Origin of the sequence: Allosaccharopolyspora coralli, from assembly GCF_009664835.1 — a bacterium.
Lineage (GTDB): Bacteria > Actinomycetota > Actinomycetes > Mycobacteriales > Pseudonocardiaceae > Allosaccharopolyspora > Allosaccharopolyspora coralli.
Map to the genome: position 1 here is coordinate 1,716,051 of NZ_CP045929.1, position 26,095 is coordinate 1,742,145.

The following is a 26,095-nucleotide window of genomic DNA, read 5'->3' on the forward strand; positions in this document are numbered from 1 at the left end:
GCCTCACTTCAGCTGTCCGAGGTCCGCGGCCGAACCCTGGTCGTTGGAGTCCCAGGTCTGCGCTGTCGCGTCGAGTTCGCCGCGCACCTGCCCGAGCGTCTCGCTCACTGCCGAAAATCCCTGCTCGGCTTGTTCTGACGCGGGCTGGTAATCCTGGGCGAACGCGTGGCCCGCCTCGTCGCTGCCCCAGCAGTCACCTTCGGCTTGAAGAACGCCGTTGAGCTTGTCGAAGGCCGTGCGGATCGCGTCGGCGGCCGCATCGAACTGGGGTGACTTGCCGCGCAGCTTCTCCGGATCGACGTCCATGCCGGTCACTGACGGCCACCTCGAAGGCCGGAGAACGCGTCATCCTCGTCGTCCCAGTCGTCGCCTGTGTGGCGCGTGGGTGTGGCCGTGGAGGAGTCGGGAGTCGCCGGTGCCTCGGGGATGAGGGACTTCAGCGACGGCGCTTCGGGGAAGAGGTCCGGCAGGTCTGGGGTGTCCTGCTGTACGTCGGCCATCGCCTGGTCGGCCTCACCGCGAGCCACCCGGGCGGCGGCCTGAATGGTGAGAACGAGGGTTCGTGTCAGCTTCTCCGGCGTGCTGCGCTGGAACGCCTGCGGCGACATTTCGATGTCGGTGACAATGCCCATCGCGTTGACATGCACTGTGAGCAGGCCGTCCTCCGAGGTGGCGGACCCGGTGGCGGCGAAGGCTTCCTGCTGCGCGTCCTGGAGCTGCTGGGTCCCGTGTCAGGTTGTCCATCAACGACGTGACCTGTTCACGCATGGCGGCGTTGCGTGCCTCGAGTTCGGCGCGACGCCCCGTCGGGTCGTTCATCGGTGCCTGCCTGGGTGTCGGGTGCACGTCCGTGCGAGATCGTCGAGCAGACAGTAGCTGATCGTCTTCGGCTCGGGGCGGGAGTCACGGCAACGAGTTCGGCCGTCGCGGAGTGTGATGTGTGACAGGTGACGGTCGGCGCGGCGGCACCAGCCCCGGATGGCATCGGCCGGTCTCCGTAGACTGGTGCGTTGAAGTGGCGCGGTGGAACGAAGACGAGTGGGTGCCGGGGTCGGCACCGAAACGAGGTGGAGCGGTGACGCTGCTGGAGTCCGTGAGCGGTCCGGCCGACGTGAAGCGCTTGGAACACGCTGACCTGGTGCAATTGTCCTCCGAGATCAGGCAGTTCCTGATCGAGAAGGTCTCCCGCACGGGTGGTCACCTGGGCCCGAACCTCGGGGCCGTTGAGCTCACACTGGCGCTGCACAGGGTGTTCGACTCGCCACGGGACGCGGTGGTCTTCGACACCGGCCATCAGAGCTACGTGCACAAAATGATCACCGGCAGGCAGGACGGGTTCGACAAACTGCGCAAAAAGGACGGGCTGTCCGGCTATCCGTCCCGCGCCGAGAGCGAACACGACCTCGTCGAGAACAGCCACGCCTCTACCTCGCTGTCCTACGCCGACGGTCTCGCCAAGTCCTTCCAGGTCCGAGGACTGCCCCAGCACGCGGTCGCCGTGGTCGGCGACGGCGCACTCACCGGCGGCATGTGCTGGGAGGCGCTGAACAACATCGCCGCCGACCAGCAGCGTCCGCTGGTCATCGTCGTCAACGACAACGGTCGCTCGTACGCGCCGACGATCGGCGGGTTCGCCGAGCATCTCGCGGCACTGCGCCTGCTGCCCGGCTACGAACGCGCCCTGCGTAGCGGTCGCGACACCGTCCGCAGGCTGCCCGTGGTGGGACGCCCCCTCTACACCGGTCTGCACGCGGCCAAGCGCGGCCTCAAGGACGCCCTCGCGCCCCAGGTGATGTTCTCCGACCTGGGCATCAAGTACCTCGGCCCGGTCGACGGCCACGACCTGCGAGCGATGGAGCAGGCGCTGGCGATGGCGAAGTCGTTCGGCGGGCCCGTGATCGTGCACGCGGTGACCCGAAAAGGCAACGGCTTCGCACCGGCGGAGAACCACGAGGCCGACCAGATGCACCAGGTCAAGGTCATCGACCCGGAGACCGGCCTGCCGACGAAGCCGTTGCCGCGCAGCTGGACCGACGTGTTCTCCGAAGAACTCGTCAAGATCGGGTCCGAGCGCGAGGACGTGGTGGCCATCACCGCCGCGATGCTCGGGCCGACCGGGCTGGACAAGTTCGCCGAGGCGCACCCCGAGCGCTGCTACGACGTCGGCATCGCCGAACAGCACGGCATGACCTCGGCTGCCGGCCTCGCGATGGGCGGACTGCACCCGGTTTTCGCCGTGTACTCGACGTTCCTCAACCGGGCCTTCGACCAACTGCTCATGGACGTCGCCCTGCACAAGCAGCCGGTGACCGTGACCCTCGACCGGTCCGGCGTGACCGGTGACGACGGTGCGAGCCACAACGGCATGTGGGACTTCTCGATCCTCGGCATGATCCCCGGTATCCGGGTCGCCGCACCCCGCGACGCCGTGACGCTGCGGGAGGAACTCCGCGAGGCGGTCGCCGTGGACGACGGTCCGACCGTGGTGCGGTTCTCGAAGGGCTCGGTCGTGGACGAGGTGCCGGCCGTGCAACGCCGAGGCACCGTCGACGTTCTTCGTCGCCCCGGTGCGGGGGAGGGGCACGACGTGCTGCTTGTCGCGGTCGGCGCGTTCGCCGAGCTCGGCCTCGCCGCGGCTGAGCGGCTCGCCGCCCAGGGCATCGGCGTCACCGTGGTCGACCCTCGGTGGGTCACACCGGTGCCGGAGGAGGTCGTCGAGCTCACCGCGGAGCACTCGCTGGTCGTGAGTCTGGAGGACAGCGGCAGGCACGGCGGCTTCGGCTCGGCCCTGTCCGCCGCGTTGCGCGACGCGGACGTCGACGTGCCGTTGCGCGACCTCGCGGTGCCGAACCGGTTCCTCGACCACGCCTCCCGTGAACAGGTGCTCGCCGACCTGGGCCTGACCGATCAGGACATCGCCCGCCGTGTCACCGAGTGGGTCGCCAACCGGCTCGGCGACGCCCCCGACGAGGCTCCGGCCCGAGAGGAACCGAGGGCGGCGGGCGAGGCCTGACCTGCGATTCGGCGTGCCCGATGGCGTGTGAGCACGATCGTTGTGGCACGGTGGACGGCGTGCGGATCCTGGTGGTGGAGGACGAGCGACCGCTGGCCGATGCGGTTGCCCGCGGGTTGCGCCGAGAGGGCATGGCCGTCGACGTCGCCTACGACGGGGACAGCGGGCACGAGAAGGCCGCGATCACCCGCTACGACGTGATCGTCCTGGACAGGGACCTGCCCGGTGTGTCCGGCGACGAACTCTGCCGCGGGATCGTGGAGTCCGGCGAGCTGACCCGAGTGATCATGTTGACCGCCAGCGGAGCGGTGGAAGACCGGGTGGAGGGCCTGTCCCTCGGCGCCGACGACTACCTCGCCAAACCGTTCGCCTTTCCGGAGCTCGTGGCGCGGGTGCGGGCATTGGCGCGGCGCTCGACCCCGGCTCTACCACCGATGCTGACCGCCGAGGACCTGCATCTCGACCCTGCCCGCCGGGAGGTGCACCGCGCTGGTGACGAGGTCGAGCTCACCCGCAAGGAGTTCGGCGTGCTTGAGGTGTTGCTCGCGGCGGGCGGCGCCGTGGTGAGCTCGGAAGAACTGCTCGAACGCGTCTGGGACGAGAACGCGGACCCGTTTACCACGACGGTGCGGGTGACGGTGATGACGTTGCGCAAGAAACTCGGGGAACCCGTCGTGATCGAAACCGTCGTCGGTTCCGGATACCGCGTGCCGTCGGCAGGGCGCGCCGAAGCCCGCGGAGCCTGAGTCGTGGCGCGGTCGTGGCGGGCGTTCGAGCACGGCCACGTCCGGCGTGGGCCCGGGCTGCGGCTGCGCATCACGCTGCTTGCGACCGGCCTGGTCGCGTTGGTCGGTGCGACGCTGCTGTGGCTGGGCTGGATGCTCGTCGGCAATGTCGTCGCCGCGGTTCCGCGCCTGCCGGAGGGCAGCGTGGTGCGTGTCGAAGGCCAGGACGTTCCGGCTACCGGTGTCAGTGCCGCGCTGCGGGACAACGCACGGGAACAGGTCCTCACGATCGGCGTTCCGGCGTTCGTGGCGGTGGTGCTCGCGGCAGCGGTGCTGGCGTGGACGGTGACCGGGCGGGTGCTGCGCCCGTTGAAGGACGTCACCGACTCGGCCCGGCGCCTCTCGGCGGAATCGCTGGACGCACGGATCCGGTTGAGCGGCCCCCGCGACGAGGTCGCAGACCTCGCGGACACGTTCGACGCGATGCTGGACCGCCTGCAGGCGACGTTCGACTCACAGCGCCGGTTCGTGGCGAACGCCAGCCACGAGTTACGGACTCCACTGGCGGTCATCCGCACCGAACTCGACGTGACCACCTCGGACCCTGGAGCGGACTCGGCGGAGTTTCGCCGCATGGCCGGGGTGGTGCGTGAGGCGGCGAGCCGCTCGGAACGCCTCGTCGGCGCCTTGCTGCTGCTCGCCCGCACGGAGGGTGTCGAGCTCGCGGTGTGGGAACCGGTGGATCTCACCGAGCTCGTGCGGCGCTCGTGGCGGCCGTTGAGCGAGGAGGTGCAGCGACGGGAACTGCATGTCGACGGCTACGGTGAGCCCGCGTACGCAGTGGGGGATCCGGCGCTGCTGGAGCGGGTCGTCGGCAACCTGCTCGAGAACGCGGTGCGGCACAACGTCGACGGCGGGTGGGTCGAGGCGACGACGCGGCATGGTCCTCAGTGGACGAGCCTGTGCGTGCGGTCGTCCGGCACGGAGATCACCCTCGACCAGGTCGAGTCCCTCTTCGAGCCGTTCCACCGGGCAGGCGTGGCCCGGACCGCCCGAGCGGGTACCGGGCTCGGGTTGTCCATCGTGCGGGCCGCCGTGGCAGCACACGGGGGCCGTGTCCGCGCCGAGCCGGTCGGTGCCGGCGGGCTCTCGGTCACCGTCGACCTCCCGCGCGCGCAGTAGAGCCCCGCAACCCCACGACCTCATTTGGCCCCTCACGTCCCGGCCGGGTGGCAAATTCGCGCGAATTTGCCACCCGGCCGTCCACAGGGGAGGGAGTTGTCCCCACTGGGTTGGGGGATGTGCGGTGCGGTGGGCGTGCGGCGAGTTCGAGTGTGGCAAGTGCCGGGAGTTCCTCAGAGGGCGTCTGGCGCTGGCATGTGTGCCCGTAGGGCACGCCTCACAGGCGATCAGCCGCGGCACGGCGGCGGTACGGGAGCACCGACCCTGTTCCCAGATGCTCTCTCAGAGGGGCATTTTGGATCTTGGATGGGTGGTCCGGTACCGCCGCCCCAGTTCGCGCCTCGCGGCGTTGGGGACCTCTTGAGTACCAGGCCGTAAGCGGCGAGAACCCCTGCCTTGCGCGGCACGAACTGGAACGCCGGAGCCCCTCACCCTTCCGAGGCTGGTCACGTGTGACCGTGCCCTACGGGCACAAAAGCCAGTCCCAAAATGACCTCTCAGGGGCGAAGGGAGGCGAGGTCGATGTCGAGCGGGGCCGGGCACGCGGTGATCCGCACGACGCCCTCTCGGGCGTCCGCGCTGGACTCGACGTGGTAGCCGTCGTCGCCCAGCCGGTACGCGATGAGCTCGACCGGCCCATGCTCGTCCTGCTCGATGCTCCAGAAAAACTCGATACCGCCGTCGGCGTACGCGTCGTGCTTGGCGCGCCGTTCGCTGAAGGTGTTACCCGGTGACCAGATCTCACCGGCCAACAGCACATCCTCGGGCCGGAACGAGGTGGCGTCCGGCGGGCGGTTGAGGACCGCGAAGTCCGGAATGAGGGCGTGGCGGCCGCGTGTGCTGAGAGCGACGCCGATCCCTCCCAACACGTACAGATCGGACCGGCCTGAGGTCTCCATCGACTCCGTCAACGTTCGGATCAGCTTGGTGCTCGCCCACTGGTGTGGGCCGCCGGGCGGTGGTGACACGAGCCAGTGCCCTCCGAGCAGCTCCAGGCGCGTGCCGTCGCCCCGCTCGGGCAGCGCGTGCCAGTCGGCGACCGTGAACGGGCCCAGCTCGTCGTTAAGCAGAGCAGTCACCACGTACCGCCTCTCTGTGATCACTCGAAGTCTGCCGGAAACGGGACAGTCGCAACCGGGATTCAGCCCGATCGCTCTACCCACGATAGAGCGAAGCGGGGTTGGTGCGCACACGACGCACCAACCCCGCTTCGCGGTCGGCCCGGCCGCCCCGCCACGGTGTCGGCCGGGCACGGCTCGGGTCAGGCGGGAACCGAGGCGGCCCCCACCGGCAGGAAGCGCGTGCCGTTGACCCGCTCGGAGACACCCGCACGGTCCAGGTACGGGGTGATGCCGCCGAGCCAGAACGGCCAGCCGGCCCCGAGGATCATGCACAGGTCGAGATCCTGCGCCTCGGCGACCACGCCCTCGTCGAGCATGATCCGCGCCTCTTGGGCGAGTGCCTCCAGCGCGCGGTCCCGGACCTGCTCCTCGGTCGACGGTGAGTCGCCCGGCTGCCACAGGGCGTCGACCTCGGGATCGATCTTGCCGTCGGCGTCCCACACGGCCGTCTTGCCCGCGTCGACGAACCGCTGCAGGTTCTCGCTGAGCCCGTAGCGCTCGGGGTAGGCGGCGTGCATCGTCTCGTTGACGTGCTGGGCGACCGCCGGTCCGACGAGCTGCAACAACACCAGCGGGCTCATCGGCAGGCCCAGCGGCGTCAGTGCTCTGTCGGCCACGTCGAACGGCGTGCCCTCGTCGATCGCCGCGATGATCTCGCCCATGAACCGGGTCAGCAGCCGGTTCACCACGAACGCCGGGGCGTCCTTGACCAGCACGCAGGACTTCTTGAGCTTCTTGCCGACGCCGAAGGCGGTCGCCAGGGCCGCGTCGTCGGTGGCGCCACCGCGCACGATCTCCAACAGCGGCAACACGGCGACCGGGTTGAAGAAGTGGAACCCGACGACCCGCTCCGGGTGCCGCAGCTGCGAAGCCATCTCGGTGATCGACAGCGACGAGGTGTTCGTGGCCAGGATCGTCTCCGCGGCCACGTGCTGCTCGAGCTCGGCGAAGACCTTCTGCTTGACCGTCATCTCCTCGAACACGGCTTCGATGACGAAGTCCGCGTCCGCGAACGCGGCCTTGTCCAGCGAACCCGACACCAGCGCCTTGAGCCGGTTCGTCGCGTCCGGAGACAACCGGCCCTTCAGGGCCAGCTTGTCGATCTCGCCGTGGATGTACTCGACACCCTTGTCGATGCGGTCCTGGTCGATGTCGGTGATGACGACCGGGACCTCGAGCCTGCGCACGAACAGCAGCGCGAGCTGACCGGCCATGAGGCCCGCTCCGACCACGCCGACCTTCTTGACGTCGCGGGCCAGCGACTTGTCCGGTGCTCCCGCCGGACGCTTGGCGCGCTTCTGAGTGAGGTCGAACGAGTACAGGCCCGCCCGCAGCTCGTCGGTCATGATCGCGTCCGCCAGCGACTCGGTCTCGGCGGCGTAGCCGGCGTCGAGGTCGTTGTTGCGGGCCATGTCGATGAGCTCGACCGTGCGGGTGACCGCAGGAGAGGCGCCCTGGGTCTTGGAGGAGACCAGTTCCCGAGCACGGGCCACCGCGTCGTCCCAGCCCTGACCCCGGTCGATCTCCGGGCGCGGCACCTGCTGGCTGCCGCCGACGACGCGGGTCGCCCACCGTACCGACTCCTCGAGGAAGTCCGGCGACTCGAGCAGCACGTCGAAGACCCCGAGTTCGGTGGCCTTCGCCGGGTTGAGCATCTTGTTCTGGTTCAGCGCGTTCTCGACGATCACCGTCACCGCGGCGTCCGGGCCGATGAGGTTCGGCAGCAGCTGGGTGCCGCCCCACCCCGGGAACAACCCCAGGAAGCACTCGGGGAAGGCGATCGCGGCCGCGCCGGTGGACACCGTCCGGTAGTGGCAGGACAGCGCCAACTCCAGGCCACCGCCCATCGCCGCTCCGTTGACGAACGCGAACGTGGGGATCGTCGACTCGGTGAGCCGCCGGAACACGTCGTGGCCGGCCTGGGCGATCTCGTGCGCCTGGGCCCGCTCGGTGATCTGGCCGATGCCCGAGAGGTCGGCCCCGACGGCGAACACGAACGGCTTGCCGGTGACGGCGATCGCCGCAGGCTCGGCCGCGAAGGCCTGGTCCAGGGCGGCGTTCAGGCTGGCCAGACCACCCGGGCCGAACGTCGAGGGTCGGGTGTGGTCGTGGCCGTTGTCGAGTGTGATCAGCGCGAGCGTGCCCGTCAGGCCGGGGACGTCGATCAGGCGCGTGAACGCCTGGGTGACGACCTCGTCGGGGAACTGCGCGATGTCCTGGGTACTCACTTCGCGTCCCCTCCGTTCCCGGTGAAGTGCGGGTTCTCCCAGATCACGGTGCCGCCCATGCCGAAGCCGACGCACATCGTCGTGATGCCGTACCGCACGTCGGGGCGCTCGGCGAAGTGTCGCGAGAGCTGGGTCATGAGGCGGACACCGGACGACGCCAGCGGGTGGCCGCAGGCGATCGCACCGCCCCACGGGTTCACCCGCGGGTCGTCGTCGGCGATGCCGAAGTGTTCCAGGAAGGCCAGCACCTGCACCGCGAACGCCTCGTTGATCTCGAACAGACCGATGTCGTCGATGCTCAGGCCCGCGCGCTCCAGCGCCCGCTCGGTGGACGGAACCGGTCCGACACCCATCACCTCGGGCTCGACGCCGGCGAACGCGTAGCCGACGAGCCGCATCCCGACCGGCAGGCCCAGCTCGGCCGCGGTGTCCGCGTCGGCGATGAGGCAGCCGGTGGCTCCGTCGTTGAGACCCGCGGCGTTGCCCGGCGTCACGCGACCGTGTGGGCGGAACGGCGTCTTCAGGCCCGCGAGGTCGTCGGCGGTGGTACCCGGGCGCGGCGGCTCGTCCGCGGTCGCCAGGCCCCACCCCTGCTCGGCGGAACGGGTGGACACCGGGACGAGGTCCGGGCTGATCTTGCCCGCGGTGGCCGCGTCGTCGTAGCGCTGCTGGCTCAGCGCCGCGTAGGCGTCGGTGCGGTCCTTGGTCAGCGAGGGATAGCGGTCGTGCACGTTCTCCGCGGTGGAGCCCATGACGAGCGCGGAGGAGTCGACGATCTTGTCGGAGACGAAGCGCGGGTTCGGGTCGGCGCCCTCGCCCATCGGGTGGTTGCCCATGTGCTCGACGCCGCCTGCGATGGCGATGTCGTAGGCACCGAAGGCGATGCCGCTGGCCACCGTCGTCACCGCCGTCATCGCGCCCGCGCACATGCGGTCGATGGCGAAGCCGGGGACGGATTTCGGGAGCCCGGCCAGCAGCGCGGCGCTGCGGCCGATCGTCATGCCCTGGTCGCCGGTCTGGGTGGTGGCGGCCAGCGCGACCTCGTCGAGCCGCTCCGGCGGCAGGTCGGGGTTGCGGCGCAGCAGTTCGCGGATGACGTTGACGGCCATGTCGTCGGCGCGGGTCTCGGCGTACTGGCCCTTCGGACCGGCCTTGCCGAACGGCGTGCGGACGCCGTCGACGAAGACCACGTCCCGGACAGCCCGCGCGCTGGTGCCCGATCGGGCGCTCGTGTCGGCTGCTGCCGACGCGGGTGCGGCCACGGCGTGCTCCTCACTGAGTTGTGGACGACGGCCGGGTCTCGCTACCGGCCGGTAACCGCAACCTTAGCGGATATTACCGGTCGGTAACCACGGGGCTCACCGTGTCGAGTGCCTCACAACCACCCGCTCGATGAATGAGAGGTCGCGCGGGTTGGCCCCCGTCACCCCGTACGCATCACGACCATCGGCGGGTTCTCAGCGCCCTCCTCGCGAGGAGGGCGATTTCGTTGCGTAGGTGGCTACTCGAGAAAGCGATCCCGCAGCGAGGAGGGCGCTGAGAATCCGCTACCCGACCCACCCGGGAAACTTTCTGAGGAGTTCTTACGGGGCCTCGGCGTGCAGAGCCTTGCTGAGGGCGGGAGCGGTGAGCCCGATCTGCCACTCCCGGGCGCCCCGTTCGCGCAGGGCACGCTCGACGCCGGGTACGTCGATCTCCACCGGAGGCTCCCAGCACAGTCGGCGGAGGAGATCGGGGAGCAGGATGTTCTCGGTTGGAACCGCGTGCTGCTCGGCGATGTCGGCGAGCGCGCCGCGGGCAGCGGACAGTCGCGCCGCCGCTGCAGGATCGCGGTCCCCCCACCGGTTCGCCGGAGGCGGGCCCTCGTGCGTCGTTCCCACGTCGGGTAGTTCGTCGTTCGGGAGCCGGCGTGCGTCCTTGAGGGCCTTGGTCCACAGGCTCGCCCGGCGGCGTTGCTGCTTTCCGCCGAAGACCGGCAGCGCGGTGAGTTCGGCATCCGTCTTCGGGTCCGACTGCGCGGCCTGGACGATCGCCGAATCCGGCAGGACCCGCCCGGGCGCGGTGTCGCGTTCCCTGGCGAGCTCGTCACGGGCCTCCCACAAGGCGCGGACGGACGCGAGCTGACGTGGCTTGCGGATGCGGTGGATTCCCGATGTGCGCCGCCACGGCTCGGTGCGCGCCCGCGGGGGCGGTGCCAGGCGCACCGCCTCGAACTCTTCCTCGGCCCAGGCCAGCTTGCCCTGTTCGATCAGTTCCTCGCGCATCGCGTCCCGCAGGTCGACCAGCAGCTCGACGTCCAGTGCCGCGTAGACCAGCCAGGACTCCGGCAACGGGCGCCGGGACCAGTCGGCGGCGCTGTGCCCCTTCTCGAGGCGGTAGCCGAGCATGCGCTCGACCAGTGCGCCGAGCGACACGCGGTCGAATCCGGCGAGACGGCCCGCGAGTTCGGTGTCGAACAGTCGCTGTGGAATCAGGTCGAGCTCGGCCAGACACGGCAGGTCCTGCGAGGCGGCGTGCAGCACCCACTCGGTGTCCGCGACCGCCGTGACCAGCGGATCGAGCTGTCCGGCCAGGGCGATCGGATCGATGAGTGCCGTGCTCGTGCCGGTGCGACGCACCTGCACCAGGTAGGCGCGCTGCGAGTACCGATAGCCGGAGGCCCGCTCGGTGTCGACCGCGACAGGGCCGTTGCCTGCGGCCAGTTCCGCGGCGGCCTCCCGGAGCGCTTCCGGCGTGTCGACCACGGCCGGCACGCCATCGGGCGGCTCGGTCAACAGCACCGGTTCGGGATGATCGGGCCCGGCGGCCTCGGAGAATGCGGCGTCCACGGGTACCAGACCTTACGTGGTCGGATCGGTCCGTGGTGCCGACCGGCCGAGCTCGGCGAGCCGATCACGTGGACGTCGAGGCGGGTCCGGCGGGGCACGCACCCCGCCGGACCGCCTCAACGGATTACCGGATGACGCCCGCGCGCATGGCCAACGCGACCATCTGCGCCCGGTCTCCCGTACCCAGCTTTCGGCCGATCCGGGACAAGTGGCTCTTGACCGTGAGTGCGGAGAGGCTCAGTGCCTCACCGATCTCCTTGTTGGATCGACCATCGGCGACGAGTTGCAGTACTTCGACCTCGCGTCCGGACAGTTCGCGGGGCGTGTTGTCCGTCCCAGGGACCCTGGTTCCTGCGGCGAGGACCGGGGCCACGCTGGGATCGGCATACACGCCGCCGTCGAGTACGCGGCGCACGCCGTCGGTGACGACCATCGGCGAGGCCGACTTCAGCAGGTAGGCCTGGGCGCCTGCCTGGAAGGCGGCCCGTACCGCGTACGGGTCGTCGGACGACGCGAGCACCACCACTCGCGGCCAGCCCTGGGAACGGAGTTCCGTCACCAGGTCGATGCCGGTCCCGTCGGGGAGTCCGAGATCGAGAATGGCGAGGTCGCACGGACCGGTGGCCAGAGCGCGTGCTCTGGCCTCGGCCATGGATGCGGCCTCGTGCACCGTGCCGGCGCCCATCTGCAACATCCGGGCGGCGATGGCCTCCCGGAGCAACGGATGGTCGTCGACCACGAGCACCGTGAACAGCTCTTCCCGCGGATGCGGGACCATGTTGGCCGGCAAGGTGCCGGCTGGCGTGGTTCGAGCGGCCTGACCTAAGCCGACGGCAGCCACGTCACTACCTCCCTGGAGTCGGTCGTGCCCCCCGACCGGCACCGGGACTTTCGGCCAATCAGCCGCGCCACTGATCGACCGAAAGTGGTGTCGTCGGAAGGAGCGTAACCGCCCGAGCGGGTCAGTGGGACGATCAATCGGGTATCTGTTCCAAATGAGTTGTGATGAATCCTGGTCGAGATCACTCGAACGGGTGGCAATTGGCGTGGCCTGTAACGCAGGAGCGCACCGTGAACGACACACACCGTCACGATCTTCGATTCGCGTTGAAGTCTCGCGTTCGCGTGGGTGCCTGAGACGTGAGACAGCGCCTCCGGCGTCGCTCTGACGCTCGCGTCCCGGCATGACGGTCAGTCGCGTCGAGCGCTCTCGGCGGTCCGCTGCGGGATGATCGACACGCCCTCGGGTGGAAGCCCGGCCGCGCTGACGATCAGGTCGTGGAAGGCCGATGCGTGTGGCTCGAGTCCGTCGTCCAGCGGGGTCCACGAGCCACGCAGCTCCAGATCGTGGCTGCGCGGCGGTCCGCTGATCGCGCCGAACCGCGCCGACGACGTCAAGGTCACCGTCCCGCCCAGCGCCGTGTACGTCGCCTCTCGGTCCTCCAGGGCGTCGGTGAGCCACGACCAGCCCACGGGGGGCAGCAGCGGGTCGGCGGCCAGTTCCGGATCCAACTCGGCGCGCAGATAGACGACGAGGCGCAACGTCGACTGCCAGGTCTCTTCGCCGTCCGGGTCGTGCAGCAACACCAACCGCGCCGTGACCAGTTCTCCCGAGGGGCCTTCCGCCTCGGCGGCCTGGGCGAACGAGAAGGGGGCCAACCGCTTCGGTGCCTTGACCTCCGAGAGGTCGATCTCGGCACGCACGTCTGCAGACCTCAACGTGGCCACGGCCTGTTGGAACACCACGGGAGTTGCCGCCATGTCGGTCACGCCGTGACTGTAGGTCGCTGCCGGCGGGCAGTCCCGCAGGCACGCCGGGCTCCCTGTCGTATCGGCCCGTGGGGCTGATCGAGGTCGGCACCGGCGCCCACGGGCAGCGTGGGACGATGGCTCTGAGATGACGAAACCCGCACCGGTCTCGCCTCGTCGGGACCTCACCGATGCCCCTCTGCTCGTGGCCGCCCGCGGTGGCGTCCCGGAGCACACGCCCGTCTGGTTCATGCGTCAGGCGGGGCGGTCTCTTCCCGAGTACCGGGCGGCGCGGGAGGGCGTGCCGATGCTGCAGGCGTGCCTGACTCCGGAGCTCGTCTGCGAGGTCACCGCCCAACCGGTTCGCAGGCACGGGGTCGACGCGGCGATCCTGTTCAGCGACATCGTGCTCCCGCTGTACGCGGCCGGCGTCGGCCTGGACATCGTCGCGGGAACCGGTCCGGTCGTGGAGGACCCGGTGCGGTCGGCCGCCGAGGTCGCCGCGCTGCCCGAGCTGACACCGGAGCACGTCGCGAACGTCGGCGAGGCGATCCGGCTGCTGCTCACCGAACTCGGGAGCACTCCGCTGATCGGCTTCGCAGGCGCCCCGTTCACGCTCGCCTCGTATCTTGTGGAAGGCGGTCCGAGCCGCAATCACGAGCGGACCAAGGCGCTCATGCACGCCGAGCCGGAGACCTGGCACGCGCTGCTGGACAAGCTCGCAGGCACGGCGGTGACCTTCCTGCGGACGCAGATCGAGTCCGGAGTGGACGCGGTGCAGCTGTTCGACTCCTGGGCAGGTGCGTTGTCGTTGCGGGAGTACCGTGAATTCGTCGAGCCACACACGCGACGGATCTTCTCCGAGATCGCGCAGTCCGGCGGGCACGTGCCGAAGATCCACTTCGGGGTCGGCACCGGTGAGCTGCTCGGTGCGATGCGGACGACGGGAGCCGACGTGGTCGGCGTCGACTGGCGGGTGCCCCTCGACGTCGCCGCCGATCGGCTCGCGGCGGCAGCCCCGCACGCGCCTGCTCCGGTGGTCCAGGGCAACCTCGACCCGGCGGTGCTGTTCGCCGGTGAGGAAGCGGTGAGTCGTGAGGTGCGCCGGATCCTGGCTGAGGGCCGGGCGGCCGGAGGGCACCTGTTCAACCTCGGCCACGGAGTGCTGCCGACGACCGACCCCGGTGTGCTGACCCGCGTCGTCGAACTCGTGCACGCGGAGACCGCACGCCGGTGAGCCCGGTGCCACGCACGGTCGCCGTCGTCGGTGGGGGGCTTGCCGGTCTGAGCGCGGCCCATCGTCTCCGCAGGACGCTCGGTGCCGAGGCTCGGATCGTGCTGATCGAACAGACCGCTCAGCTCGGCGGCAAGGGACGGACTGTCGAGCTCGCGGGTGCTCCCTACGACATCGGGGCGGAGGCCTTCCTCGCACGCAGGCCGGAGGTGCTGAGGCTGGCTGACGAGCTCGGCATCGCCGACGAGGTGGTGGCTCCGAGCGGGGCTTCGGCGACGATCCGCGCGGGCGGCAGGACGTCGCCGCTGCCGGGCGGCACGTTCATGGGGGTTCCGTCGTCGGCGGAGTCAGTGGCACCGGTGCTCTCCGAGCAGGGGCTTGCGACGGTCCGTGCCGAGCAGGATCTGCCGCCAGTTCCGTGGTCGGCGGCCGACGTGTCGCTCGGACTGCTGCTGCGGGAGCGTATGGGCGACGAAGTCGTCGACCGCCTCGTCGACCCGCTGCTCGGCGGTGTCTACGCGGGAAGTGCCGACGGGCTGGGCCTGCGTGCGGTGGCGCCCGCGCTGGCTTCGGCGCTCGACGCCGGTGCGGGATCGGTTACCGAGGCCGCCCGCGCGAGCGTTTCGCCCGCGCAAGGGCAAGGGCCGAAGGCTCCGGTGTTCGGCGCGTTCCGGGGCGGGTACCGACGCCTGGCCGACGAGCTCGTGCGACAGGCGCGCCCGGAGGTCCGATGTGGCTGCCCGGTGCGCTCGCTGGTTCGGCGCGAGCTGGGGTGGCGGCTGGAGATCGGCTCGGCTCCGGCGCCCGACACACTCGAGACCGACGCCGTTGTGCTCGCGGTGCCGCCACCGTCGGCGCGCAAGCTGTTGACCGGGGTGGCCCCGGTCGCGGCCGAGGCGTTCGCGGAAGTCGACCTCGCCTCGATGGTGGTCCTGGGGCTCGCGTTGCCGCCGGAGACGACCTTGCCGGACTCGTCCGGGGTGCTGATCGCCCGTGGTGAGACGCGGGCCGACGGGACGCGTCTCACCGCCAAGGCGTTCACCTTCTCGAGCCGGAAGTGGCCGCACCTTCGCGGCGCCGGGGGAGAGGTCCTCGTTCGCGGTTCGGTGGGGCGCGCAGGCGAGGAGTCGGTGCTGCGCCTCGGCGACTCCGAACTGCTCGACGCCGTGATCGGTGATCTCGCCGACCTCACCGGAGTCCGTGCTCGGCCGGTCGAGACGGTCGTCGCGCGCTGGGGCGGTGGTCTGCCCCAGTACGGCGTCGGTCACGGGGAGAAGGTCGCCGAGATCGAACGCTGCGTGTCCGGGATCCCCGGTCTCGCCGTTGCCGGTGCGGCCCTGCACGGAGTCGGCGTGCCTGCGTGTCTCGCGACGGGTGAAGCCGCTGCGGCGGACATCACGGGGTACCTGCTGGGGTCCGGCCGCGACGCGGTGGGACCATGAGTCCATGGCGCGCTTGAACTACGCGGAACTGAACGACACCGTCCGCTACACCATGTGGTCGGTCTTCCGGATCGAGCAGGGTTCGCTGCCGGAGGACCGGGACAAGGCAGGCCAGGCGACCCAGGAGTTCCTGGAAGGACTGGAGGAATCCGGCGTCGAAGTCCGTGGTGTCTACGACGTGTCCGGGCTGCGCGCCGACGCCGACTACATGATCTGGTGGCTCGCCGAGGACATCGAGGCCGTGCAAGCGGCCTACACGGACTTCCGCCGCGCGACGCCGCTGGGGCAGAGCTCGGAGCCGGTGTGGAGCAACGTGGCCGTGCACCGTCCCGCCGAGTTCAACAAGAGCCACGTCCCGGCGTTCATGGCGGGCGAGGACCCCAAGCGCTACGTCTGCGTGTACCCGTTCGTGCGCTCGTACGAGTGGTACCTGCTGCCGGACGACGAGCGCCGCACGATGCTCGCCGACCACGGCAAGGCGGCCCGCGACTACCCGGACGTGCGCGCGAACACCGTTCCCGCCTTCGGACTCGGCGACTACGAGTGGGTGCTGGCTTTCGAGGCTGACGAGCTGCACCGGATCGTGGACCTGATGTGGAAGATGCGCTACACCGAGGCGCGGCTGCACGTGCGCGAGGAAGTTCCCTTCTACACCGGCCGCAGCGTGGACGTGGCCGACCTGGTCGCCCGCCTGCCCTGACGAGCGCCGTCGCGCCAAAATGGCGCATCTGCGCTAGCCATGGCATCCATGGCGACGATCCAGATCCGCGACATTCCGGAAGAGGACTACGAGAAGCTGCGGCGAGACGCGCGCTCACGGCCAGTCGCTCCAGTCGTACATGCGGGATGTCGCCATGTCGCGTGCGGCGTTCGTTGACAAGCCCGAGATCACGGCGGCGATGCGCGAGGTTGCTCGCAGCAATACAGGCACGGGTGTGACCATCGAGAACATTCTTGCGGCCAAGAACGAGGGTGTCCGTGACTGATCTGCTCGTGCTGGACGCCTCAGCGGCCGTGTACGCGTGCACCGACGTCTCCGAATGCGCGGACGAGCTGATGGATCGGTTGTCCCACGTTGAGTGCCACGCGCCGCATCTCGTGGATGCGGAAGTCGGCCACACCATGCGCAACCAGGTCATCCGGACGAGTGGACACCTGGTCGACCATCGATACCCGCACACTGCTCCGCTGGCGGAGGCGGCTTGGGCGTTGCGTGGTGTGCTCACATTCTCTGACGCACTGTGTAGGTCGCCTTGGCCGCACGGCTCGACGTTCCGCTGCTGACCGTGGACGCACGGCTCGCGCGTGCACCCGCGCTGCGGTGTGCCGTCGAGCTGGTCGCGTGACCCTTCGAGGGGCGCGGATCGATCTGCGTAGGCGGAGGGGAAACCGTCGGCGCAGTGGGCCCGACCGCACCCCTCGACCCACGCGAGCACTTACTCGGCCGGGATCAGACGCAGAGCGATCGAGTTGATGCAGTAGCGCTGGTCGGTCGGCGTGTCGTAACCCTCGCCCTCGAAGACGTGCCCGAGATGGCTGTGGCAGGTCGCGCACAGCACCTCGACGCGCACCATGCCGAGACTGCGGTCCTCACGCAGCAGGACCGCGTCGCTGTCCTTCGGGTCGAAGAACGACGGCCAGCCGCAGTGCGACTCGAACTTCTCGTCGCTGCGGAACAGCTCCGTCCCGCACGCCCGGCACTCGTACACGCCGGTGGTCTTGGTCTCGGTGTATTCACCGGTGTAGGCCGGTTCGGTTGCTCCGTTACGCAGCACCGAGTACTCATACGGATCGAGGTGCTGCTTCCATTCCTGGTCGGACTTCACGACCTTGGGGGTGGCGCCGACGATGGGTTCCATGCCACCAGCGTAGTCGTTGCCCGGGCAGGCAGCCGCACCCCGAGATCGACGAACCGCTGCGCCCGCGAGGAAGTGCTGCCTCACCCGAAGAAGGTGTCGAGCATGAAACCCACCGCTGAAACCACGGTGTAGGCGACACCGAAGAGCATGAGCCCGACAACGAGCACGGTGACGAGCCTGCGGTGTCCCTGCGTGCGATTGGCGCTTTGTGCGAAGTTCTCGACACCCTTGAGCATGCCTTCGACGGTGGCCTGCGAGTTCGGGTTCTCGATGCGGTCGAGGTGCTCGGCGAACGCCTGCGCCTGGGGGTCGTTCGGGTCGAGCCCGACGAGGTCGTCCGCGAAGCGCCCCGTGGGGCCGCCGGTGTCCTCGTGCTCGCCGGGGGAGCGCATGCGTTCACGGTAGCGCGAGCGGCAAGGCGCCGATGTCGGTGGCTGCTCGTAGGCTCACGGCGTGGTCGAATCGTGGGAGTTCGAGGTCGAGGGTCCGGGCGGAGTACGGCAACTGAGCCTGTCGAACCCGGAAAAGGTGTACTTCCCGGAACGAGGATTCACCAAGCGGCAGCTCGTGGAGTACTACCTGACGGTCGCCGAGCCACTGCTGGGTGCGGTGGGCGACCGCCCCACGACGCTGAAGCGCTATCCCGGCGGCGTGACGAGTGAGCCCTTCTACGCCAAGCGTGTTCCCAAGGGGGCACCCGAATGGGTGGGCACGGCCCGGGTGGCGTTCCCGTCCGGCCGGACGGCGTGGCAGGTCTGCCCGGGCGAGCCCGCTGTGCTGGCGTGGGCGGCCGGCCTGGGCACGCTCGACTTCCATCCCTGGCCGGTGCGCTCGGGCGACACCGATCACCCCGACGAGGTGCGCGTCGATCTGGATCCGCAGCCGGGCACCGATTTCACCGACGCCGTGCGGGTCGCGGGCGTGTTGCGGGAGGTCCTGGACGAGGCGGGCCTGGCCGGTTTCCCGAAGACCTCAGGTGGGCGCGGTGTGCACGTGCTGGTGCGGATCGCGCCGCGCTGGGACTTCATCCAGGTGCGCCGGGCAGTGATCGCGCTCGCACGAGAGGTGCAGCGCCGGATCCCGGAGCTGGCCACGGTGGAGTGGTGGAAGGTCGACCGGGGCGAGCGGGTGTTCCTCGACTTCAACCAGGCGGCCCGGGACCGGACGGTGGCCTCGGCGTGGTCGGTGCGGGGCACCCCGCGGGCGACGGTCTCCACCCCGGTGACCTGGGAGCAGCTCGGTGAGGTCGACCCGGACGACTTCGACCTGGCGACGGCGCCGCAGTGGCTCGCCGAGCACGGCGACGCGCACGCGACGTTGGACGACGTGGAACATTCCCTCGACGTGCTGCTCGACTGGTACGCCAGGGACGAGAGCGAGCGGGGGCTGGGGGAGATGCCGTACCCGCCCGACTACCCGAAGATGCCCGGCGAGCCCACCCGCTCTCGAAAGGCGTGAATCCCACCGAAGAGGGCATCTGGGAACTTGGGTGGGTGGTCCAGGACCGGCGCCCTGTCGAGGCTGATCACGTGTGACCGCGCCCTACGGGCACAAGTGCCAGTTTCCAGACGCCACCGAAGCCAACACGATCACGCATTGCGATGAATGCATGCATCCGGTTCCTTCGGCCGGGGCAGGCACGCTCGCTCGCTCAGCGGTTCCTCGAACGCGGCGGCTGCAGCACCATCGGCGTGGAAGTCCACATGATCCGGGAGGGCGCCATGGACCACAGCCACGAAACGACGGCACCGGCGGCTAGCGGCTGCAACTGCTGCTCGAACTGCTCGGGGCCCGGTTGCGGTTGCTGCGGTAGCTGTAGCTGACCGGAGGACGAGGTCGGCGGGGAGCAGTGCTCTTCGCCGACCTCACTCATGCGGGGCAGGCGGTACCTTCCGGTGGAACCTCGCCGTTGACGAAGAACCTGCTGATCGCGGAAGTCACGCACTCGGAGCGACCGACACCGCCGTGTCCGGCACCGAGCCAGTTCAACACGACCCCGGACGGCAGCTGCTCTGCCATGTGTCTGCTGCTCAACGCCGGCACGAGTGGATCGTGTGCGGTCGAGACCACCGGGATCGGCGGGAGTCCGGGGGCGCGCGGCGACGGCAAGGGTTGTTGCGGCACCGGCCATTGCCCGCACCACAGGAGGTACTGCGCGGACACGCCTCCGAACAAGGGGAACTTCTCCACCCAGTCTGCCGCGATGTCCGCAGTGCGTTCCGGCGGGATGCGCAGCGTCGTGTCGTTGCACGTCGTGATGAGTTCCGCGTCGATGCGAGGGGGGAAGGTGCCGCTCCCACGGGACAGCGGTGCCACGATCCGCGCCATCGGCGCACCGTCGCCGCGGTCGGCGGCCGCGAGCGCATTCGCGAGTTCCGGCCACCGGTCACGGTCGGAGAGGCCCAGCTTCATACCGCGCACCAGCGCGCCTGCGGTGACCTGAGCTTCCGGCGTCTCCAGCGGCGCGGTCCGGGTGCGCTCCACGAGATCGAGCACAGTCCTGCGGGGGTCGGGTCCGAGTGGGCAGTCGGGACGTGCCGCGCAGTCCGTGCTGAACGCGTCGAAGCTGTTCTCAGCGGCCTGCGCCTGTGCCTCGCCGCGACCACGCGCGTCGAGTTGGGGATCTGGCGCGCCGTCGAGCACCATCCGTCCCACGGTCGCGGGGTAGCGCTCCGAGTACGTGGTCAGCACCCGCGACCCCTCACCCCGGCCGAGCGCGTGCAACTTCGGTACCTGCAGCTCCCGGCGAAGTTCTTCGAGGTCGGCTGCGGTGCGCCAGGTGTCGTAGGCGGGGAGCCGGTCGTCGAGGTCGAGCAGGCACTCCTGACTGGACGAGCGCACCGACTCGAGCAGCCGGTCGAGGCTCGCCCGGTCTGTCGCCTTCGGGTCGAAACCGACGAGTGCCGACCGGTCGGCACTCGGCACGCAGTCCGCCGGATCGGACTGCCCGGTGCCGCGCCGGTCCATCCCGATGATCCGGTAGGTGGCGAGCATCTCCGGGGACATGCGGGTAGCGAGCTCGGCGGCGAACAGGGTCCCCGGCTGCCCACCCGCGTCGTTGACCACCACGAGTGGAACGCTGCCGGTTCCGGCGCTGAGCAGAGACAGTTGCGCCGTGCCCTGGGTCGGAAAGCCCGGCGGATCCAGGTCGGTGAGCAGCTGGGCACACTGCACCCGCAGCGCCGGATCCAGCGGGCTGCCCAGCGCCTCTTGCGTCGCCCCCGCACAGTCCTGCCACGCGAGCCTGTCCGATCCGGGCGGACCGAGTTCGGGCACCGGAGCGGGTTTCGGCGGCTGCGGCGCGGGGGCCACCTGTTGCTCCCCGTCGCGGTAGGCCACCGGAGGGCGTTGCGACGGTCCCGCCGAACACGCCGTGAGCACGATGAGCAGCGGCAGCAGGAGCACCCCGACGCGGGAACGCAAGCGCGGCACGGGTACTCCTCCGACTACGCCGACAGATGACGCGGGCCAGCATCGCATGATCTCCGTGAGACCACGGTGAGGGCTGGGCCCGCCCCGAACCGGTCGTGGCCCACCCGCGCACCGGCATGGCGAGCCCTGATGCCGACGCACTGCCGTACACGAGTTGACGCGTACTGCCTATGACGTGGCCCACAGCAACGGGCAGCGGGCTGGCCGCTGCCGCCGCGGCGAGTAGAAGTCGAGTGCGGATGGGCCGTCCTCGACGAATGCGAAGCACGGCTGGGCGAGCACGGCGCCCGCTACAAGCACGCTAGTGCCCCTGCGACGATGATCTAGTGATGCGGACTGCCAGCAGCACCGATACCCCGGATCCGCCGCCTGCATTCCGGGCTGCCGTTTCGCTGATCGTGCTGCTCGCCGGTGGCAGCGTGCTCGGGGCGCTGTATGGCACCGACGACCTCATGGCCCAGTTGCTCGCCGCGCTGCTGCTTCTGCCGTTCATGCTCTTCTACCTGGTCGGCAGTAGCCACCTCACATCGCAAAGCTGGACGGTGACCGTCCACTTCCTGGCGACCCTGGCGATTCCCTTCGCCGTCGTCGGTGTGCCCTCGTGGTGGCTGCTGCTCGCGGGCGACCGCCTGCCCGGCTGTCTGGTGCAATTTGTGATCGAAACCCAGGGCAACCGCGGTCTGAGCTACGACCACGAGGTCCTCTGCGAGGCCGAGAGGATGGACTACACCTCACGCGGCGATCCGATCGCCCAGGGCGGAGACCGGCTGGACATGCTGACCGACCCCACCGGGATCCTTGCGCCCGTGCCCAGCCCTGTCGTGCCGACGGGGTTCGGGTGGATCACGCTAGCTGTCGTGGCCGCCGCCCTGGCCGTGGCGGTCGTCGAAGTCGTGAGACAACACCGAACGGCGCCCTCCGGTACAGACAAGGAGGAGTACGCCCGATGACACGACCTCCCCAGCACGCCCGCTATGCGGTCCCGATGTCGCGACCGGCACGTCTGGCTGACCTGGTTCTTCGCGGATTGTGCGGAGCGGGCTTGCTCGCGGCTACCGTGGGTGTCGCGTTCGCTCCCATGCTGCTGGTCCCCGACGACGTGGTCAGCGATGATCTGAGTTCGGGGATGAGCTGTGCAGCGGGGGCGGCGGGGCTCGCACTGCTGCTGACCGTGCTACAGCGGTTTCCCAACGTGCCCGGGACAGCGCTGGTCGGGGTCGTGGCCGGAAAGCTGATCGCACTGATGATCCTGCTCGCGCCGGTCGGCATCCTCGGCGCGCTGGGCGGCGAAGAGGGAGCAATGTGGGGCATGCTCCTGGGATTTCTCGCTCTCGGTGGGCTGTTGGTGTACCACCTCCGGTCCCCACGGGCAGGCAACCGGCACGCCGCTGGTCACTCCGGCGGGGTCGCCGCAGGCTCGGGAGTCGTCGGCATCGCCGCAGGCGCAGACGCCGCGTGCGATGTCGGAGACTTCGGCGCAGGCGACGGCGGAGGCTGCTAGGCGCACACGACGCGTACGGCCGACCCGGATTCCACGAGCGACGCTCGCACCCGTTACCGCCCACTTGAGTCCTACCTTCCGTTGATCTCAATCGCACTCGTGCGGACGTTCAGGGGGCGCTGCGATCGTCGATGCATGCAGCGAGGATGGCCTCGGCGTTCCAGGTTCCGATGCCGGGACGGGACGCGAGGTAGTCCGCGGTCGCCTCCGGACTCCAGCCGTGGGCTTCCTGCAGACCGCCGACGAGCATGGCGAGGTAGGGCGCTGATGGAGGGACGGGATCGACGTCTCGGTGGCCGTGGTCGGCGGTGAAGGTCAGTTGGGGGTAGCCGTCCACGTCGCCGACGTACAGCAGCGTTTCGTAGCGTCCCGGTCCCATCGCTGCACGTCCGGTGCGGAGTACCTCGTCCAGGTCGAGGTCTTCTCCCGGCTCGCGGTACATCTCTTGCGCGGCGATGTCGGCGAATTGTTGCGGGGTGACCAGCCACGCTCGCGCGGCGGCCGTACCGGGAAGGTCCGGATCGAACAGGGCACGTCCGCCGTTCCAGACGGGGGAGTGCGTTGCGAAGTAGATGCCGCCTGTCAGCAGGGTTCCGCGCGAACGCACGGGTGGTGTGGTGTTTCGGCAACCCGGATAGGTGCGGGTTGCCCCAGCGGGACAGCCGCCTGCGATGTAGCAGCGGAGCCTTTCGGTGTGCATGTTGGAGCCGTAGCTGACGTACCAGAGGTGCGACATCGTGTTCCAGATGCTTCCGGGGGCAGAACCGTGATCACGGTAGCTTCGATCAGCGTCTGCCGACGAGACACAAGCCGCTCGTCAGTCGTCGTCTTCGTCGAGGTGCAGAGGCAGGGGCAGTTCTCCGCCATCAAGCGCGACCAGCCGCGCTTGATACGTCCCGGCAGCGGCAGGCAGCGTGCGCAGTCCACCGGGGTACTTACCGCGGCGGCGTGGGAAAGACGGTGGCGCGGCCGGGTAGCGTCCGTCGTGGCCGTACGGCGCTGACCGTCGACGTAGGGGGCGAAAGTGCTGTCGGTCGACGGACGAAGCGTGACTCGCGGACGAGCGGAGAGGACGGGCGGACGTGGCGTACACGGAGGGTGCCGGGCGGAGTGCGGCGATCGCCTCTCGGGCGCTCGGGGCCGTGCCGCCGCCGTTGCTCGTCGGCCTCGGCATGATCAGCCTCCAGGTCGGCGCCGCCTTCGCCAAGCAGCTGTTCGCGACCGCCGGCGCCTCCGGCGTGGTGCTGCTGCGGTTGTTCTTCGCGGCGCTGATCCTGGTGATCATCTGGCGGCCGACGTGGCGGATGGATCGCCACACCTTCGCCGTCGTCGCGGGTTACGGCGTGGTGCTGGCCGGCATGAACATCTGCATCTACCAGTCGTTCGCCCGCATCCCGCTGGGTATCGCCGTCACGATCGAGTTCCTCGGGCCGCTCGCGGTGGCGGTCTTCGGCTCGCGTCGCAAACTCGACCTCGTCTGGGCCGTGCTGGCCGCCCTCGGCGTCCTGCTGCTCTCCCGGGTGGAGGGCGGGCTCGACCCGGTCGGTGTGCTGTTCGCGCTCGCTGCGGCGGTGCTGTGGGCGAGCTACATCATCATGGGCGCCAAACTCGGCAGCCACACCACCGGCGGCGCCGGACTCGCGATGGGCATGGTGTTCGGCACGGCGGTGGCGCTGCCGTTCGGTCTGATCGAGACCGGAACCACCCTGCTGACGCCGGGCATCCTTGCGGTCGGTGTGCTCGTAGCGCTGATGTCGTCGGTGGTTCCGTATTCGCTGGAGCTGGAGGCGCTCCGTTCGATCCCGCCCCGCGTGTTCGGGGTGCTGATGAGTCTCGAACCGGCCGTCGCGGCCCTCGCCGGTCTCCTCGTTCTCGGCGAGTTGCTCGGCTGGACGCAATGGCTGGCGGTGGCGTGCGTCGTGGTCGCGTCCGTAGGCGCCACCCGAACCAGTCCGACCCGTGACACGGGAGCGAATTGAGCGGCACGAGCCGACCGGTCCGTCGGCCTGCTGAGTGGTCGCGCGGCTTGAGGGCGGCGTTCTACGCACCCTGCCTCGGCGCTCCGCCGACACAGAGCAACCCGCGCCTTCTCTCCGGGTTGTAACCTCGGATCTGAACTGTTGCCTGAGTCACAGGAGGCCGGGATGCATGTCGCGCTGTCACCGTTGGAGTTCGCCCGGCGCACACGACGGCTGTACCCGGACCGCGAGGCTGTCGTCGACGGCGAGTTCCGGGCGGACTACGAACAGTTCTTCCACCGCTGTGATCAGTGGTCCGCGGTGCTGCAGGAGCTGGGCGTCCGCAAGGGTGACCGGGTCGCCTACGTGGCCCCCAACACTCACGCCCAGCTCGAATCCTTCTATGCCGTACCGCAGATCGGAGCGGTGCTGGTCCCGATCAACTACCGGCTCTCTGCGGACGACATCGCCTACATCGTCGAGCACTCGGGAGCGCGCGTGCTGTGCGTGCACGCCGACCAGCTCGACACCGTCGACTCGGTCCGCGATCAGCTCACCGGCGTCGAGCGCTTCGTCGCACTCGAAGGTGCTCGGGACCGCTGGGAGGACTACGAGACGATGCTCGCCGCTTCGTCGGGTGAGTACGCAGCTCCCGAGATCGACGAGACCGACCTGCTGACGATCAACTACACCAGCGGCACGACGGCGCGCCCCAAAGGCGTGATGATCACGCATCGCAACGCCTACCTGAACAGCATCGGAACGTTGCTGCACGCGCCCATCGAGATCGGCCAGCGCTACCTGTGGACACTGCCGATGTTCCACGCGAACGGATGGACCTACACCTGGACGGTCACCGCGGCGGCGGCCACTCACGTCTGTGTGCGACAGGTCGACCCCGCTCTCGTCTTCGACCTGATCCGCACCGAGAGTGTGTCCTGGCTCTCGGCAGCGCCCACGGTCCTGATCGCGCTCGCCTCCGCCTCGCCCGAGGTCCGTGGCGAGGTCCGTCCCGGCGTGCGGGTCACGACCGCGGGAGCGGCGCCGGCAGCCGCCACGATCGAACGTCTCGAGGGCGAGTTCGGTTGGGACATCCTGCACGTCTACGGCCTCACCGAAACCGCACCGTTCATCACGGTGTGCGAACCGAGGCCGGAACACGCGTCCCTGCCGGAGAGCGAGCGGGCGACGGTCAAGGCTCGCCAAGGCGTGGAGCTCATCAGTTCCGGCGAGCTCAAGACGGTCGACGACAACGGCGGCGAGGTCCCCTGGGACGGGCAGACACTCGGTGAGCTCGTGGTCCGCGGCAACGTCGTGATGGAGGGCTACTACCGCGATCCGGAGGCGACGCAACAGGCGATCGGCGACGGCTGGTTCCACACCGGCGACGCCGCCGTGACGCATCCGGACGGATACGTGGAGATCCGCGACCGCATCAAGGACGTCATCATCAGCGGCGGCGAGAACATCTCCTCGATCGAGGTCGAAGGCGCGTTACTGCGGCACCCCGCGGTGCGGGAGTCCGCCGTGGTCGGGCTGCCGCACGAGAAGTGGGGTGAGACCCCGCACGCCTTCGTGGTGTGCGACGAAGGTGCCAGCGTGACCGAGGACGAGCTCATCGCCTTCGCCCGCGACCAGCTCACGCACTTCAAGGCGCCCCGGGGCGTCAGCTTCGTCGACGAACTCCCCAAGACCGCGACCGGGAAGTTGCAGAAGTACGTGCTGCGGAAAACCTCGTCCGCGGTCGCGCCGCAATAGCGATCGTCCGCCGCGCGGGGGAGCTAGCCGGGGTTGTCACCTCGTGGCCGGCGAGGACAGCGTCG

General features: G+C 69.5%; 25 protein-coding genes and 1 pseudogene. 13 read left to right on the forward strand and 13 right to left on the reverse strand.

Features of this window, described 5'->3' with window-relative positions; all coding sequences use genetic code 11:
- Positions 1-3: 3 nt before the first annotated feature.
- Entirely contained in the window at positions 4-306 is a 303-nt protein-coding gene (locus GIY23_RS08150; RefSeq protein ID WP_228717706.1) for a WXG100 family type VII secretion target, read from the reverse strand.
- A gap of 5 nt (positions 307-311) precedes the next feature.
- A pseudogene (locus GIY23_RS08155) lies at positions 312-710 on the reverse strand (YbaB/EbfC family nucleoid-associated protein); the annotation flags it as partial.
- Positions 711-1,075: 365 nt separating this feature from the next.
- Between GIY23_RS08155 and dxs the strand changes: the two are divergent.
- From dxs to GIY23_RS08170, 3 genes are read left to right on the forward strand one after another with little or no spacing between them, the layout of a single operon-like run.
- Positions 1,076-3,013, forward strand: a complete 1,938-nt coding sequence (dxs, locus tag GIY23_RS08160; protein ID WP_154076095.1) for a 1-deoxy-D-xylulose-5-phosphate synthase — start codon at positions 1,076-1,078, stop codon at positions 3,011-3,013.
- Between the two features lie 59 nt (positions 3,014-3,072).
- On the forward strand, positions 3,073-3,759 hold the full coding sequence (locus GIY23_RS08165; protein ID WP_154076096.1) for a response regulator transcription factor: 687 nt from the start codon (positions 3,073-3,075) through the stop codon (positions 3,757-3,759).
- Between the two features lie 3 nt (positions 3,760-3,762).
- On the forward strand, positions 3,763-4,920 hold the full coding sequence (locus GIY23_RS08170; protein ID WP_228717613.1) for a sensor histidine kinase: 1,158 nt from the start codon (positions 3,763-3,765) through the stop codon (positions 4,918-4,920).
- A gap of 497 nt (positions 4,921-5,417) precedes the next feature.
- On the opposite strand, the gene GIY23_RS08175 is transcribed toward GIY23_RS08170, so the two are convergent.
- The 6 genes from GIY23_RS08175 to GIY23_RS08200 all read right to left on the reverse strand — a co-directional run bounded on the left by GIY23_RS08175 (position 5,418) and on the right by GIY23_RS08200 (position 12,867).
- The gene (locus GIY23_RS08175) at positions 5,418-5,999 is read right to left on the reverse strand and encodes a Uma2 family endonuclease (protein WP_154076097.1); all 582 of its coding nucleotides are present in this window, start codon (positions 5,997-5,999) and stop codon (positions 5,418-5,420) included.
- 182 nt (positions 6,000-6,181) lie between these two features.
- Positions 6,182-8,269: a 3-hydroxyacyl-CoA dehydrogenase NAD-binding domain-containing protein gene (locus GIY23_RS08180; protein ID WP_154076098.1), complete on the reverse strand. Its 2,088-nt coding sequence runs from the start codon at positions 8,267-8,269 to the stop codon at positions 6,182-6,184.
- Positions 8,266-9,459, reverse strand: a complete 1,194-nt coding sequence (locus GIY23_RS08185) for a thiolase family protein (protein WP_154078704.1) — start codon at positions 9,457-9,459, stop codon at positions 8,266-8,268. Before GIY23_RS08185 ends, GIY23_RS08180 begins: the two co-directional genes overlap by 4 nt.
- A gap of 393 nt (positions 9,460-9,852) precedes the next feature.
- On the reverse strand, positions 9,853-11,097 hold the full coding sequence (locus GIY23_RS08190) for an HRDC domain-containing protein (protein ID WP_154076099.1): 1,245 nt from the start codon (positions 11,095-11,097) through the stop codon (positions 9,853-9,855).
- Positions 11,098-11,221: 124 nt separating this feature from the next.
- Positions 11,222-11,938 (reverse strand): response regulator, encoded by a 717-nt coding sequence (locus tag GIY23_RS08195; RefSeq protein WP_154076100.1) that lies wholly within the window; start codon positions 11,936-11,938, stop codon positions 11,222-11,224.
- Positions 11,939-12,288: 350 nt separating this feature from the next.
- Entirely contained in the window at positions 12,289-12,867 is a 579-nt protein-coding gene (locus GIY23_RS08200) for a DUF3000 domain-containing protein (RefSeq protein WP_154076101.1), read from the reverse strand.
- A 127-nt stretch (positions 12,868-12,994) separates the two neighbouring features.
- Between GIY23_RS08200 and hemE the strand changes: the two genes are divergently transcribed.
- The 5 genes from hemE (at position 12,995) to GIY23_RS08230 (ending at position 16,806) form a co-directional block, all read left to right on the forward strand.
- Positions 12,995-14,083 (forward strand): uroporphyrinogen decarboxylase, encoded by a 1,089-nt coding sequence (hemE, locus tag GIY23_RS08210; protein WP_154076102.1) that lies wholly within the window; start codon positions 12,995-12,997, stop codon positions 14,081-14,083.
- A gap of 5 nt (positions 14,084-14,088) precedes the next feature.
- On the forward strand, positions 14,089-15,522 hold the full coding sequence (gene hemG, locus GIY23_RS08215) for a protoporphyrinogen oxidase (protein ID WP_154076103.1): 1,434 nt from the start codon (positions 14,089-14,091) through the stop codon (positions 15,520-15,522).
- 4 nt (positions 15,523-15,526) lie between these two features.
- Positions 15,527-16,222 (forward strand): hydrogen peroxide-dependent heme synthase, encoded by a 696-nt coding sequence (gene hemQ / locus GIY23_RS08220; RefSeq protein ID WP_154076104.1) that lies wholly within the window; start codon positions 15,527-15,529, stop codon positions 16,220-16,222.
- A 154-nt stretch (positions 16,223-16,376) separates the two neighbouring features.
- The gene (locus GIY23_RS23205; RefSeq protein WP_267313239.1) at positions 16,377-16,508 is read left to right on the forward strand and encodes a hypothetical protein; all 132 of its coding nucleotides are present in this window, start codon (positions 16,377-16,379) and stop codon (positions 16,506-16,508) included.
- Positions 16,501-16,806 (forward strand): PIN domain-containing protein, encoded by a 306-nt coding sequence (locus GIY23_RS08230; RefSeq protein WP_154076106.1) that lies wholly within the window; start codon positions 16,501-16,503, stop codon positions 16,804-16,806. Before GIY23_RS23205 ends, GIY23_RS08230 begins: the two co-directional genes overlap by 8 nt.
- 152 nt (positions 16,807-16,958) lie before the next feature.
- Here GIY23_RS08230 and msrB read toward each other — a convergent pair whose 3' ends face one another.
- Both msrB and GIY23_RS08240 read right to left on the reverse strand, forming a co-directional pair.
- Entirely contained in the window at positions 16,959-17,381 is a 423-nt protein-coding gene (gene msrB / locus GIY23_RS08235) for a peptide-methionine (R)-S-oxide reductase MsrB (RefSeq protein ID WP_154076107.1), read from the reverse strand.
- Positions 17,382-17,461: 80 nt separating this feature from the next.
- Complete coding sequence (locus tag GIY23_RS08240; RefSeq protein ID WP_154076108.1) at positions 17,462-17,773, reverse strand: hypothetical protein; 312 nt, start codon at positions 17,771-17,773, stop codon at positions 17,462-17,464.
- A gap of 61 nt (positions 17,774-17,834) precedes the next feature.
- Here GIY23_RS08240 and GIY23_RS08245 point away from each other — a divergent pair, with 61 nt between their 5' ends.
- Complete coding sequence (locus tag GIY23_RS08245) at positions 17,835-18,839, forward strand: DNA polymerase domain-containing protein (RefSeq protein ID WP_154076109.1); 1,005 nt, start codon at positions 17,835-17,837, stop codon at positions 18,837-18,839.
- Between the two features lie 193 nt (positions 18,840-19,032).
- Here the strand turns inward: GIY23_RS08245 and GIY23_RS08250 are convergent, their stop codons facing one another.
- Both GIY23_RS08250 and GIY23_RS08255 read right to left on the reverse strand, forming a co-directional pair.
- A complete protein-coding gene (locus GIY23_RS08250; RefSeq protein WP_154076110.1) occupies positions 19,033-19,254 on the reverse strand; it encodes a hypothetical protein in 222 nt (73 codons plus the stop codon).
- The gene (locus GIY23_RS08255; protein ID WP_187352067.1) at positions 19,251-20,813 is read right to left on the reverse strand and encodes an alpha/beta hydrolase; all 1,563 of its coding nucleotides are present in this window, start codon (positions 20,811-20,813) and stop codon (positions 19,251-19,253) included. Before GIY23_RS08255 ends, GIY23_RS08250 begins: the two co-directional genes overlap by 4 nt.
- 329 nt (positions 20,814-21,142) lie before the next feature.
- Here GIY23_RS08255 and GIY23_RS08260 point away from each other — a divergent pair, with 329 nt between their 5' ends.
- Positions 21,143-21,763: a hypothetical protein gene (locus GIY23_RS08260; RefSeq protein WP_154076112.1), complete on the forward strand. Its 621-nt coding sequence runs from the start codon at positions 21,143-21,145 to the stop codon at positions 21,761-21,763.
- Entirely contained in the window at positions 21,760-22,314 is a 555-nt protein-coding gene (locus GIY23_RS08265) for a hypothetical protein (protein WP_154076113.1), read from the forward strand. The genes GIY23_RS08260 and GIY23_RS08265 overlap by 4 nt, the downstream gene beginning before the upstream one ends.
- A 109-nt stretch (positions 22,315-22,423) precedes the next feature.
- Here the strand turns inward: GIY23_RS08265 and GIY23_RS08270 are convergent, their stop codons facing one another.
- On the reverse strand, positions 22,424-22,921 hold the full coding sequence (locus GIY23_RS08270) for a histone deacetylase (RefSeq protein WP_222850265.1): 498 nt from the start codon (positions 22,919-22,921) through the stop codon (positions 22,424-22,426).
- A gap of 475 nt (positions 22,922-23,396) precedes the next feature.
- Between GIY23_RS08270 and GIY23_RS08275 the strand changes: the two genes are divergently transcribed.
- Together GIY23_RS08275 and GIY23_RS08280 are read left to right on the forward strand one after the other, a co-directional pair.
- On the forward strand, positions 23,397-24,293 hold the full coding sequence (locus GIY23_RS08275; RefSeq protein ID WP_228717614.1) for an EamA family transporter: 897 nt from the start codon (positions 23,397-23,399) through the stop codon (positions 24,291-24,293).
- A gap of 165 nt (positions 24,294-24,458) precedes the next feature.
- A complete protein-coding gene (locus GIY23_RS08280; protein WP_154076115.1) occupies positions 24,459-26,030 on the forward strand; it encodes a long-chain-fatty-acid--CoA ligase in 1,572 nt (523 codons plus the stop codon).
- Positions 26,031-26,095: the final 65 nt, after the last annotated feature.